Raw genomic sequence first — 12,905 nt, 5'->3', positions numbered from 1 at the left:
TCTTCTTTCAAGACTCATTTAAGACTCTTGTAACTATTTGATACAAATATGTCTATAATTTACTTAACAGTTGTTGTCTGCGTTCTTTTTTTTGCTGTTGGTAGGCTTGCCGAACCTGTTCCGGCACACTGCTTTGGTAGCCATACTCTTGAAGTTCATTCTCAGCATAGGCAATGGCAGCGTAAACCCGTGCGTCACATTGGGCCTCCATGCCTTGGGCTAGGCCTAAGTACTTTTGAGCTAAGGCAGATTTAGAACCAGTCTTTTGACCAGAGGCAATTTGGTTATATTCATCTTTTGCAGAGGCAACCAAGCCACTTATATTCGCACTATATTCCCCTTGCAAAGAGGATAATTTTTGCTTTAGTCGGTTCTCAATGTCCGCTTTTTTGGAGTTGTCAGTGGTAACTTGTGTAGTATTTTTATTACCAGAGGAAGGTACTCCTTGACCTGCTTTCGTATCTAGTGCACCACCCTTTTTCAATTCCTTTTCTTGTTCCTTTAAAGCTTGCACCTCCGGCAAATCAGAAAATTCTTCCTTCGTCAGCAGCTCGCTTTTTTGCTCTTCCTTCGTTTTACTATCCATATCCGAAGTGGCATTTAGTACATTTCGGTCAAAATATAGATATCCTCCGGCAGCAAGCAAAACCAAACAAACAAAAAATACCCCTATCTTTTTAATTCCCTTCACCACCTTGCAAATAACTAGCGCAGCAAACGGTTTAACCGCTCAAAAAAGCTCACTTTTTTCCTGTGTCCAGCCCTTTTTCTGCTTCGGGGATAGGGCTCTATGTCGCCCTTCTTTATAACTTCACCATTAATTAATTTTGTCGGATTGCCAATAAACAATTGATTGGCCCCTTCCTCCCCCACCAGTTCCACAGCCTCAGCCCAGGCTTCTTTCATTTTAAAAGGCCGCCTTACGGCATCATGAGCATCGGAGGCAATAAAGTCTACCCAGCCAAGGCGGAGAAAATCCTGCGTCAGTTGCTGTATTTTTGACCCAAAGTGACCTGTTAGACTACCGGCAGTAACCTGAACCAGGCAGCCCTTTTCAATGAGCTGAAATAATATTTGTGGGTCTTCTGCTATTTCTTTGTTTCGTTCCGGATGGGCAATAATGGGCTTAATGCCTTTGAGCATGGTTTCAAAGATAACTTGTCCGGCATAGGCGGGAACACTATTCATGGGGAATTCCAGTAGTACATATTTTCCGGTATCATTTAATGTCAGTACACTGCCATTAGCCAGCCTTTGGGGTACGTCTAAGGTTAGATGAACCTCCATGCCAGGTAGAATGTTTAAAGATAATTCTGCCTCATCTAGGGCGTTTTGTAGCCCTGCCACCGCAGATAATACTTCTTGCCTTTTGGTAAAAAAGACCTCAGGGATACAGTGGGGGGTGGCAATGATGGATGTAATCCCTTCCTCTACAGCAGTTTTAGCCATTTGCAGGCTTACTTCTATATCCTTTGCACCGTCATCCAGGCATGGCAAAATATGACTATGAACATCTATCAAATGTATGATACCCCCTGAAAACAAGACCCCGTCAATTAAGACAGGGCCTTATTTTTTCTGTAGATCCTATGATTGGGTAGGTACAAAAACCTTACTGGTGTTTATAATCAAGTCCATCAAATCCACGATAGTTGCATACTTACCTTCATCCCCCTGTACTTCGGAGACCAGGTATTCCTTCATTAAGCGAACTTTACTTCCAGTTATAGTGTCAAACTCCTGTTCAGCAATAAGCTCCTTAAGAAGTTTTTTGTAATCACTATCTCCCTCATTTACAGTGGAATAATCACTTTTGATTCTATCAAAGGCATCTTTAGCTACTGTTTTCAGATCTTCATGCATGCCACTCCGCAGTTCCTTTAAGGCTGCACTATATAAATCAGATTCATAGGAATTGTTGTTAATCACATATTCCCCAGTAAGAATCTCGTCATACATATAGACTAGATAATTATATACAGCCTTTTGAGTTACACCTTTAGCTACTAACTTGCTAATCTGTTCACTATAGGTTGTTTTTAATTCTTTAACCTGTTCAATAACCTTTGTTCTGTTGTCATAACCAGTATCTTCACCTAGGTAAGCCACACTTCTAATGATCGCGATCGTGACCCGTGCCTGTTGATCAGTAACGGTAGAATTAATAACACTCTCAAAGGCCTTTTCAAGTCCAGTATTTTTTAGGGCCTCTATGATTTGATCATCCGTATAGCCTAACAGCCTATCCCTATTTTCCTTTAATTTTTCCCAGTCTTCTGGGCTAATCTGAGCTAAAGCCTCTTCAACAGCATCTAAAATTTCTAGCAAGTTGTTGCCGGGAATGGCTATAGCAGAAGTTGTAATTGTTTTAGCGGGTGATTCTTTCGATGTGAAATTATATTTGTTGCAAGCAACAACTGTATAGGTATATTTAAATCCTGCCGCTAGATTTGTATCTGTATAGCTGGTAACTGCAGTTTCACCAATTTTGTTCTTATCTCTGTAGATCATATACTTTGTTGCGTTATCTACACTATCCCATTCTAAACCAACACTTTGATTAGTAACATTGTAGGCTGATAATTCTCTTGGTGCCGCCACTTTTTTGGAAACACCAACAGGACTTAAGGTAGTTTTAAAAACAACCTTATGATCAACCACCGAAGCCTCTCTATAATCCCACATGCCAGTAACGGTATTATAGTGATATGCTGCAACGGTAGTTCCATCCAAACCATCTGGTAAAGGAAGAGCTATGGTTACTTCTGTACCAGGGGCACCCTCAAGAGTAATATTAAAACCTAAGAAAGGTATTTCAGGATCATTGGGAACAAGAATGTTCGCTGCAATCTCTTCAACTTTTAAACTGCAATCTTTTCCTATTGCAGGGATATCAATTTCCATGGCAACACTCTGACCTGAAGGCAGCTTTACCTCCGCTTTAACCTTTGTTGGTTTATTCACTACTCCAAGGGACACTGAATCACCTAGTGGTATTTCTTTCTCAATTATGACGGTATCTGCTGGGGGGGTGCCACCACCGCCGCCACCACCGCCGCCGCCTGAACTTTTGCTAACGGCAAAATGAGTTTTTAATGTGCCAACGTCATGCTTACCAGCAGCACCTACCGCCAAGCTTTCTGTTACTAAGTCTGGTTCCTGATCTTTTTTGTCAGGATTATAAGCTCGCATGGTATAGGTATGGTTTGCCAACACGGCTAAAGAATATTTACCATCATTATCAGTGGTAGTAATAAAGGTAGGATTAGTGGTAAAAGCGACGGTTGTCTTCTTAACCACATTATCGTCCTTATCTTTCAGTATACCGCTAACTACAGCAGCTTTTTCCATCGATAGGCTTACTGATGTCAGCTTGCCCCCACCTACTTTAACATCGCTCTGATAGGCTATTTCATTTTCAGTAGCAACAGTTATATCATAGGTTCCTGCATTTAAATCAAATTTAAAGGAGCCATTGCCAGTGGTTTTAGCTTCTTTAAATACTTTAAAACTGTTGGCCTCGAAAACTTGCACAACCGCATTGTTTACTGACTTACCGTTAAATGTAACGGTACCTTCTATTCCATTGCTTCCGACTGGTATTACACCAGAACCAGATAAAGCCCTGTCCAAAGCCACTACGGCTTCCGCCCTAGTAATACTTTTTAAAGGTTGAAAGGTATTATCCGGAAATCCTTTCATAAAACCACTCTTAACCACGGCACCGATACTATTGCGAGACCAATCCTGAATACGGGCAGCATCAGCAAATTGACTAGTTCCCTCACTTGTAGGTTGCAACTTTAACAGCCTGACTAAAATACTGGCTACTTCTTGGCGGGAAATGGTTTGATTGGGTCTAAAAGTACCATCGCTGTAGCCGCCAATATAACCGGCAGCTTTTGCATTCACTACTTCAGCAAAGTACCATTGCTCAGCTTTTACATCGGAAAAGACACTGGTTGTACCGCCAGCTGGAATTGCAAAAGCACGATTTACCAGTGCAACAAATTCTGCCCTAGTGACTTCTTTGTTGGGCTTAAAGGTACCATCCGCATAACCACCAGTTAAACCCTTATCAGCCCATTGACTTATTTGGCTTTCTGCCCAATGCCCTGTCAAGTCTGAAAACCCAGCTGCTAATGCGTAACCAGACATGGATACTAATAGGGCAACACATAATACAAGTGATAACCATAATTTCTTCTTCACTCTGTTTAGAACCTCCTTATTTCTTTTTTCAAGCCTAGTACTTTTTTATAGAACCCCTCCTCCAGAATTTTTTTAATAATCACCGCAAATTTTTTTTAATAATCACCGCAATTTATTTAGTCAATATGTTTCTTAACATAACTGTTCCTTCAGCTCTAGTTGCATAATCCTGCGGAGCAAAGGAAAGCCCCTTGATAGTTGTCTTACCATTAACAATTTTACTTGCTAAAACATTGGCCACAGACTGCTTCGCCCAATCGGCAATTAACATATTATCTGTAAACATGGATAAAGCAGCAATATCTCCCCGAACCTGCTTGCCTTGATAGTTTAAAGCATTACAAATCATTACCGCCATTTCCTGCCGAGTGATCGGTGCCTGTGGCGCAAAGGTATCTGCCCCTTTACCCTTTGCCAAACCCGCTTTATAGGCTATGGCCACACTTGAGTAATACCAAGACCCCTTGGGTACGTCTTTGAATGCAATGCTACCTTCTTCCTTTATACCTAAGACATTCACTAGCATAGCGACAAATTCCGCTCTGGTTACTTGCCGTTGGGGACCAAATTCACCTTCACCGATACCTTTAACATATCCTTGGCTGGCCATGTACTCAATATCAGAAGCAGCCCAATGTCCCTGTATATCTGAAAATTTTACATGTGCAACAGGTGCTAGGGGTACATTGGTTTGACTTGTTACCTTTTCCAGCAAAGCGTATTTACTAAAGGAACTGGTTGTAAAAGACACTGCATTTTTAGTAGAATCATAGGTTCCACCTAGCAGTTCCCCTTTATCTGTCTTTTCGTTATAGCAATAAACCATTAAATTTCCTAAAGAGGCACCCTCTTTGTAACCATTAGGTACGGGAAGTGAAACGTTAACAGTCCCTTTAAATGCCGTGATTTCTTTTACAGTATCTGTATCATCTAGTTGGTATGCCGCAAGCTCATAGATGTTTCCTGCAATCTTGAAGAGTGTTTCACCTTGCGCCACTTCCATTGGTTTTTCTAAATTGACCTTTTTGACTTCAACCCTAAAGTGAGAATTGTCCTGGTTTAGTAACTGGCTGATGTTTAAGGAATCTTTGTTAAAAGATATATTTACATCCTCAAAAACCATATTTAATGTTTTATTCCCGTTTATTAAATCCCTCATCTGTTTGCTTGTTATATTTATATATTGTTTGCCACCGGCATTTACCTCAGCAGTAGTACCATGGGAGCTAATTTTAAATTCTTCCTTGGATATTACTCCCCCGCTACTACCTCTGCCTCCACCGATTGGCGTCTTTTCGGTAAGTCCATCTCTAAATAAATTGCCGAGTTCCTTAACCGTGTTTTTTGCCGCTTCATAACCCTGGGATTGTATTAAATTAGCAATGGCATTGGTAAACTCATCGTTATCATAACTAATGACTTTATCTGCCACTACCCCTTTAATATAAGAATCATCATTTATTTTGCTCATATCCAAGTCATTAACCACATCACGCACAAAACCATCAGCAGTTGATTTGTCAACCTTTAATTGGTTGTTGACAAAATCAGTATAGGTAGGGTTGCTTGTTATATCTTTAACCGCCTCATCAACTGTTTTTGCCATAGCTACCGGGGCAATTAATAATTGGCTGGAAAATGCTAATGTTAATGTAACTGCACATATTTTCTTCCTTAACATCTCTATCTCCCTTTTCTTCAAATTTTAAAAAGAAGCCACCTTGGCACTTTTACTTCTACTTTTACCTTTCTTCTTACCGTCACTGCCTTCACCATAGTAGTAATAGTAGTAATAATCCTGACTATCCTCCTCCACCATGTTCAACATGGTTCCAAGAATTTTCGCCTTACCATTCAGCAGCATTTGCTTGGCTCGCTGAGCTGCTTCGATTTTGGCTTGTCCAGAAGCAACCACCAAAACAACCCCATCCACTTGGGGTGCCAAAAGGGCAGCATCGGTTACGGCAATAACAGGTGGTGTGTCAATAATAATGATGTCTGCATGTTCTTGGAAGGCGGCCAGCAAAGTGGTCATTCTTTGGGAACCTAACAACTCTGCTGGGTTAGGAGGAATGGGGCCCGTGGTTATGATATGTAAGTTTTTCATGGGCGAGGGTTGTAGGGCTGTGGATACATCGGTGTCCCCTAACAATATATTGGTGAGTCCTATGCTATTGTCAATTCCCCATACTTTATGTTGGGTGGGCTTCCGTAAATCTGCATCTACAATAATGACACTTTTACCGGACTGGGCAAAGGCAATGCCTAGGTTTGCGGCAGTGGTAGATTTGCCTTCGGCTGGTCCAGAACTGGTGACCAAGATTGTTTTAAGGACCTTATCAACTGCTGCAAATTGAATATTGGTGCGGGCAATGCGATAGGCTTCTGCAACTGGTGATTTAGGATTTTCTAAAACCACAAGTTTGTTATTTGACATCTTAATGCTCCTTTTATTCAATCTTAGGAATAACCCCAAGTACTGGCAGATCGAGATGACGCTTTACATCATCCCCGGTCTTGATGGTTCGATCCAGGAACTCCAGCAAGAAGATAATTCCTAAAGCAACCATAAAACCAACAACCCCGGCAATGACTACATTTAGTTTTTTATTTGGTTTTACCGGTGCGCTTGGTACCACAGCATGATCGATAATATTAACGTTATCAACCTTCATAATTTCAACTACTTTGCCCATAAAAACATTGGCTGTGACATTCGCTAGTCTAGCTGCCCGTTGGGGATTGACATCTTGCACGGTTATTTGTATAAGTTGTGTATCCTTGACGGGTTTAACATCAATCACCTGACTTAATGACTCATAGGTTGTGTCAAGCTTTTCAGATTTCATCACCTGTTCAACCACAGTACGGCTTTTGGCAATCTGGCTATAGGTCTTAACTAACTGATTAGCTGTTAAAATATCATTATATTGCAGCATCATGGCATCTTGGCCAGAGTATGTTTTGCCGACCATTAAGGTGGTAGAGGCTTCATAACGGGGGGTGAGAACAAAAAAACTGATAATACCGCTGGTAATCATAGCTATTAACGGTAGGCTTATTAATATCCATTTACCCTTTTTGATTATTCGCCAAATATCCCTTAGATCAATAACCTCAAAATCCTCCCTGGTGTCAAATCTGTCCTCGTTCAACTGAATAATCTCCTTTGTCAAACAGCATATTTAAACAATTAATCTGAAAATATTCCACTAATAGACTCCTTAATCCTGCATGATTTTCCTATTTTTGCCGTCAAATTGCGACAATGTGCACCTTATTATAATGTGTACTTACTTTGAATTACTCCTCCTTGGCAGCGGCTACTTCAGCAACCGCCTTGGTAAAATTACTGCGTTTTTGATGCAACTCATCCAGATACCTGGCAAACTCTAAGCCAAAGTCTGGCGATTCCAGGGCATATTCAACAGTGGCCTTTAAATAGCCCAGCTTGTCCCCGGCATCATAGCGGATGCCCTCGAACATACAGGCATAAACTCGCTCCCTTTGAGCCTGGACCCTTAGGGCATCGGTAAGCTGGATCTCGCCACCTGCACCAATTGGCAAATTTTCTAAACAGTCAAAGATCGAAGCATTTAGTATATAGCGACCCATAATGGCCAGTCGAGAGGGTGCCTTTTCCGGGGCAGGTTTCTCCACTAAATCCTTTACCTGGTATACCTGTCCCATACTTTCCCCGGGTTGGATGATGCCATATTTGTTAACATCGGAAACCGCTACTTCCCGTACACCAATGACACTGGCGTGATTTTTCTCAGCAATATCGATTAACTGCTTCAAGGCGGGAACCTTTGATTTTATAATATCATCACCTAATAGCACCGCAAAGGGTTCATTGCCCATAAAGGACTTTGCACAGTGCACAGCATGTCCTAAACCGAGGGGCTCATTCTGTCTTATGTAGTGAATATTGGCCATCTGGGTAAGGTTAATAATGGTTTCTAACTCTTCGGATTTACCCTTGCCCCCCAGGGCAGCTTCCAATTCGGGAGAACGGTCAAAGTAGTCGACAATGGGCCATTTCCCTCTGCCTGTGATAATTAGAATATCTTCTATGCCAGAATTAACGGCCTCTTCAATAATGTATTGAATAGTTGGTTTATCAACAATGGGCAGCATTTCTTTGGGTAAGGCCTTTGTAACAGGGAGAAACCTTGTCCCAAGGCCAGCAGCAGGAATAACCGCTTTGCGTACTTTCATCTTCTTACCTCACAGAAATTTTTCAGGAAACCTTTAGGTCAATTAATAAGTTTTTACAATGAATTATATCATATTGTGATCATATAGTTGCTTTTGTTATTTATTTTTAATATTTTCCTATTCCTCATAACCATTGGGGTTATTAAACTGCCAGTTCCAGGTATCCGCACACATTTCCTCAATCCCTCTCTCGGCAACCCAATTAAGCTCCCTTTTCGCCTTGGCCGGATCGGCAAAGCAGATGGCCACGTCACCCGGACGGCGGTCTACAATGGTGTAGGGAACCTTCCTGCCGGAGGCTTTTTCGAAAGCCTTAATCATTTCAAGCACACTGTAACCCCTGCCAGTACCAAGGTTGTAGACAGCTAAACCAGTGGTGGGTAAGATCTTTTCCAGGGCCCGTAGGTGCCCAATGGCTAGATCCACCACATGAATATAGTCCCTGACCCCTGTACCATCGGGTGTGTCATAATCCTGGCCAAAGACCCTCAGTTCTTTCAATTTGCCAACTGCCACCTGTGAAATATAAGGCATCAGGTTATTCGGTATCCCTTCCGGGTCCTCACCAATTAGGCCGCTGCGATGGGCACCTATGGGATTGAAATAACGCAGCAGAGCAATACTCCATGTCTTGTCGGATATATACAGATCTCCCAATATTTCTTCGATCATTAATTTAGTACGCCCGTAGGGATTCGTGGCACTGAGGGGAAAGTCCTCGGATATGGGAACACTTTGTGGATTGCCATAGACCGTGGCTGAGGAACTAAAGACTAGCTTCTTCACTCCATATTTTTGCATCATCTCACAAAGAACCAGTGTCCCAGTAATATTATTGTGATAATAGCGCAGGGGTATTGCCACAGATTCCCCCACTGCCTTCAGCCCGGCAAAATGGATTACTGCCTCGATTTGATTTTCCGCGAAAACCCTTTTAAGTCCTTCTTTATTCAAAACATCGATCTCGTAAAATTTAATTTCTTGACCAGCAAGGGCCCTGATGCGCCTTAATGACTCCGGTTTGCTGTTCGAAAGGTTATCCACAACTATTATTTTATGACCTGCATGAAGCAGTTCCACACAGGTATGGCTGCCAATGTACCCTGCTCCTCCTGTAACCAATATGGCCAATAGACTCTCTCCTTTAGCTTAATTGTTTCTTTTCTTTATTCGCCCTGTCTAAGCTCCCATAAATCCAAATCCCTACAAGTGCCCCGGCACTATCTATTAAAACATCCTTAATCTGACCACCCCTGCCTGGCACAAATAGTTGATGTACTTCATCACTTACAGCAAATGCCACACATATGCCGAAAGCTAAGAGATAACCCCCCCGTCCCTTAACCCTTCCTTTTCTAATTGCATTCATCAGCAATGCCCCTAGTGCAAGGTAAGCGAAGAAATGGGCATTTTTTCTTAGCAGATGATTCAATCTTCCCATATCAAACTCCGACCCGGGAGCCATTTTCTCTATAGTTTCTACAATAACCGTTGTTAACCCTTTGCTTAGACCATTCGATTGTTCCGCTGGTTGGGCTGACAAAGTAAAGATAAGTATCATCCATAGAATAACAAATACCCATGGTAGGAGACGAAGCCCACCCTTAATCAATCTATGCATATAAAATCTTCTCCGTAACATAAATCCCTTTGCAATTTTGTCCTAAATGTGGTGCCCTTACAATTTATAACTATTATCCAATAATTCTTTTTACATCTGCAAATTCCCTTTCTTTTTACACAATAAACCCTAGCGACTTTTTCCTTCATTAATAGTATACTAACCTGGATCTATTATATGAAAACTCCCCTACTGGCATAATCCAGCAGAGGAGCCGTTTAGTTTCGTGTGGCTACTCCGTTAGTTTATCTTTAACCTCGTCTGCAACATCTAGTAAATCTTCAGCCTCCGTTATAATATGAGCCAAGAGCAGCAATATTTCCTCATCTTTTGTCTTTTGGGCAATACACCGCGAGTAACCCATAATTCTACCTGCATGATCTCTTAAATTGGATATGATCGTCTTGTTGTCCATTCATTCCACCTCCCTTATTAAAATTCGCAGTTTTCAACAAATACATATATTTTTTGATAATCACCCCCCTATAAATATCATGACAGGGGCGTTACACTAAAAAATGTAGCTAATTATCAAAATTTGTAATATGTTCTAAAAGAATAAAAAAATGGCAAACCCTCCCAAACGGAAGTTGCCATTTTTTAGAGCTAGCACTAAAACGAATCTGTAGATTTATGGAAGTACCATGATATTGGTAGCCATGGATCGCTGAATGCCATCAGAGGGTCGGTTTAAGACCTTTCCATTAAAAATAAAGACGCTCGAACCCCCTCCGTCAAGATTATAACCTTCCTTTACACCCAGCTCGATCAGTTTAATCTGTAATCGCTCCAGAGTAACTCCACTACTCCAGTCTGATTGACGACCATCTACAACTATTAGTATCAGATCACCATTGGCATACTCGCCAATTATAGTTCTGGGATGCTTCGTATTTTGCCATTTCCGGGGCAGAGGAACGGGTTTGCCCTCTTGGATTAAGATGGGCACAAAGCTAACTCCCTGCCAGGGTTTCTGCTTAAGAAGTTCATCCCTTTCAAAAAAAATACCCCCTATTAATTCCCCATCCCGTTTAATGCCGGAGAAAAAAATATCCTCAACGGATGATTGAAAACCTCCGACCAGTTTTCCGTCAATAACCGTGTTCCCTATTGGCAAAGTATACTCCCGGCCATCCTGCATAAACCTGTAAAAGCCGCCACCATTGACGCCAAGTATTGCTCCGGTTCTGCTTGTTGCCTCCCAGGGGGTTTCCTTTTCACCGTATTTGTCTCGGGCCAATACCACACGAAAAGCCAATGGATCATGGAGTTTTACCTTGGCAATATAACCCCGGTAACCTAATTCGTCCAATTTAAATACCTTTATTTCGACCCTTTCAGACTGATGAAAACCTACCGGAGGGCCTAACATAGCCAAAATGCGTTCTTCATATATCTGATTGGACAGTCTTATTTGATTTGAACTCTTTCTTGACAGTTCTTGGATAACTTTTTCCTGTTCCCGGTATAGGCGTTCTTGCTCCTCAACCAATTGGTTTATAAAAGAGATATTGTTGTTTATATCCTCCATCTGCATTTCGGCAGACTGAACTGCTATTTCTGTATTTTTAAGGGGTAGTCCCATGGCTTGGGTATGGTCGTCGAAGTTAAAAACTGTAAATAGAAAACCAACCACTGGAGCGAACAGAAGAAGAAAAAATATGTTAACGGTTCGCATCAGGGGCCTCCTTTAATACATTTAAGCTTTTCTCCAGAGCTTGTAATTGTTTATCTAGTTCGTTAATCTTATCTCTCAGGGCCTTTTGGGTTGAGTCAGAACTGGTAAGGGTTTGGTCTGTATTCTGCAATAATTCTTTAATTTGCTTCATCTCTTCACTAAGAACACCTAGTCGTAACTCCAGGCCTTGCACATTCATAGCGTTAGTTTGCTGTACACTTAACATGGTTTTATCGATATAGTCTTTGGCAAGGTAAGCTGAGCCCATGAAAATAATTAGCCATAGAACAATTATCCCCGCAAAAAATTGATAACGCTTATTCGTCCGTTCCTTCGCACTTCCTGTAGACTTCAGTTGATTTTTCAACATCATCACATCCTTTAAAACATTTTTCTTTACTCTTCTTCATCATTCTATAAACTAAATGTTGATTCCTGTCAAAAATCCTAAATAAAATACCACAGGGAACCTACCCCTGTGGTATTGGATAACCCCCATTTCAAAGATTGTTTCTGTCTTTATGGGTGACCGTTTTAGCCTGAAGGAGAGCTAGTTTTCCCTCAGTTCCATTATACAAACCCTCCCCAGTTTTTATCGTCTAAATACTGACGCAAGTGAGGACCGACCCCTTCTGGGTAAAATTGCAGGTCCCGAGGAGGGGATTTCAGTTTCTCTCTGGGCAACAGCTGCAACAACGATATACTGGATCAGCACATCATTCCCTGTATATCCCGAAAATCCAGCAGTCTATCCTTTATCTGAAGAAGAATACGCACATTAAACATTGCAAACACGCACAGCGCATTGCAATTCTACAACTCAATAAAATGGGCTATTACTGATGTAAAACACAGCAAAAATTTAGTGTAGTGTGATATTGCACAGTAAGCTAAAAATAATTTACAAATGGTCTGATTTATCTATCTTTTTATCCGGCATACCTTTTGCATCATAAAATATGATTACCCTTAGGAAAAGGCGGAACCAGGATATCATACAAATTTCTTCCTTCACACCCCATCAAGCTTATTTCCTAGATTCCCGCCCATACATAACGAGGCGGTGATAATAAACGTTCGAACCTCTTGAAATAGCTAGATTTATTGACATTATATGCTAGGCTCTTTAATCGTTATGTGTTATAATATACATAACGAGGGGGGATGATTGAT

12 protein-coding genes are annotated in these 12,905 nt (G+C 41.3%); all 12 read right to left on the bottom strand.

Annotated features, from left to right (window positions below):
• Positions 1–52 precede the first annotated feature (52 nt).
• Positions 53–652 carry a hypothetical protein gene (locus tag AC1U9Z_RS13360; protein ID WP_479957782.1) on the bottom strand — a complete coding sequence of 200 codons (600 nt, stop codon included), beginning with the start codon at positions 650–652 and terminating at the stop codon, positions 53–55.
• A 53-nt stretch (positions 653–705) separates the two neighbouring features.
• Positions 706–1,521 (bottom strand): tyrosine-protein phosphatase, encoded by an 816-nt coding sequence (locus tag AC1U9Z_RS13355; protein WP_479957780.1) that lies wholly within the window; start codon positions 1,519–1,521, stop codon positions 706–708.
• A 66-nt stretch (positions 1,522–1,587) separates the two neighbouring features.
• Positions 1,588–4,212, bottom strand: coding sequence for an S-layer homology domain-containing protein (locus AC1U9Z_RS13350; protein ID WP_479957778.1), 2,625 nt, complete (start codon positions 4,210–4,212; stop codon positions 1,588–1,590).
• Positions 4,213–4,324: 112 nt separating this feature from the next.
• Complete coding sequence (locus AC1U9Z_RS13345) at positions 4,325–5,893, bottom strand: S-layer homology domain-containing protein (RefSeq protein WP_479957776.1); 1,569 nt, start codon at positions 5,891–5,893, stop codon at positions 4,325–4,327.
• A gap of 24 nt (positions 5,894–5,917) precedes the next feature.
• Positions 5,918–6,649, bottom strand: coding sequence for a CpsD/CapB family tyrosine-protein kinase (locus AC1U9Z_RS13340; protein WP_479957774.1), 732 nt, complete (start codon positions 6,647–6,649; stop codon positions 5,918–5,920).
• A gap of 13 nt (positions 6,650–6,662) precedes the next feature.
• Positions 6,663–7,367 carry a YveK family protein gene (locus tag AC1U9Z_RS13335; protein ID WP_479957772.1) on the bottom strand — a complete coding sequence of 235 codons (705 nt, stop codon included), beginning with the start codon at positions 7,365–7,367 and terminating at the stop codon, positions 6,663–6,665.
• Between the two features lie 148 nt (positions 7,368–7,515).
• Positions 7,516–8,433, bottom strand: coding sequence for a UTP--glucose-1-phosphate uridylyltransferase GalU (gene galU, locus AC1U9Z_RS13330; protein WP_479957770.1), 918 nt, complete (start codon positions 8,431–8,433; stop codon positions 7,516–7,518).
• Between the two features lie 117 nt (positions 8,434–8,550).
• Complete coding sequence (gene galE / locus AC1U9Z_RS13325) at positions 8,551–9,564, bottom strand: UDP-glucose 4-epimerase GalE (protein ID WP_479957768.1); 1,014 nt, start codon at positions 9,562–9,564, stop codon at positions 8,551–8,553.
• Between the two features lie 13 nt (positions 9,565–9,577).
• The gene (locus AC1U9Z_RS13320) at positions 9,578–10,054 is read right to left on the bottom strand and encodes a VanZ family protein (protein ID WP_479957766.1); all 477 of its coding nucleotides are present in this window, start codon (positions 10,052–10,054) and stop codon (positions 9,578–9,580) included.
• Between the two features lie 232 nt (positions 10,055–10,286).
• Complete coding sequence (locus tag AC1U9Z_RS13315; protein WP_333531772.1) at positions 10,287–10,469, bottom strand: hypothetical protein; 183 nt, start codon at positions 10,467–10,469, stop codon at positions 10,287–10,289.
• 216 nt (positions 10,470–10,685) lie between these two features.
• The gene (locus tag AC1U9Z_RS13310) at positions 10,686–11,732 is read right to left on the bottom strand and encodes a phosphodiester glycosidase family protein (RefSeq protein ID WP_479957764.1); all 1,047 of its coding nucleotides are present in this window, start codon (positions 11,730–11,732) and stop codon (positions 10,686–10,688) included.
• A complete protein-coding gene (locus AC1U9Z_RS13305) occupies positions 11,719–12,099 on the bottom strand; it encodes a hypothetical protein (RefSeq protein ID WP_479957762.1) in 381 nt (126 codons plus the stop codon). Before AC1U9Z_RS13305 ends, AC1U9Z_RS13310 begins: the two co-directional genes overlap by 14 nt.
• Positions 12,100–12,905: the final 806 nt, after the last annotated feature.

This window comes from Desulfotomaculum sp., assembly GCF_982386235.1.
The sequence above is the reverse complement of the archived record's forward strand: the minus strand, read 5'-3'. Positions and strand labels throughout refer to the sequence as shown.

Excerpts from the sequence above, each read along its gene's own strand:
- AC1U9Z_RS13345 (WP_479957776.1), bottom strand. The coding sequence starts at position 5,893 with ATGTTAAGGAAGAAAATATGTGCAGTTACATTAACATTAGCATTTTCC.
- AC1U9Z_RS13340 (WP_479957774.1), bottom strand. The coding sequence starts at position 6,649 with ATGTCAAATAACAAACTTGTGGTTTTAGAAAATCCTAAATCACCAGTT.
- galU (WP_479957770.1), bottom strand. The coding sequence starts at position 8,433 with ATGAAAGTACGCAAAGCGGTTATTCCTGCTGCTGGCCTTGGGACAAGG.
- AC1U9Z_RS13320 (WP_479957766.1), bottom strand. The coding sequence starts at position 10,054 with ATGCATAGATTGATTAAGGGTGGGCTTCGTCTCCTACCATGGGTATTT.
- AC1U9Z_RS13315 (WP_333531772.1), bottom strand. The coding sequence starts at position 10,469 with ATGGACAACAAGACGATCATATCCAATTTAAGAGATCATGCAGGTAGA.
- AC1U9Z_RS13310 (WP_479957764.1), bottom strand. The coding sequence starts at position 11,732 with ATGCGAACCGTTAACATATTTTTTCTTCTTCTGTTCGCTCCAGTGGTT.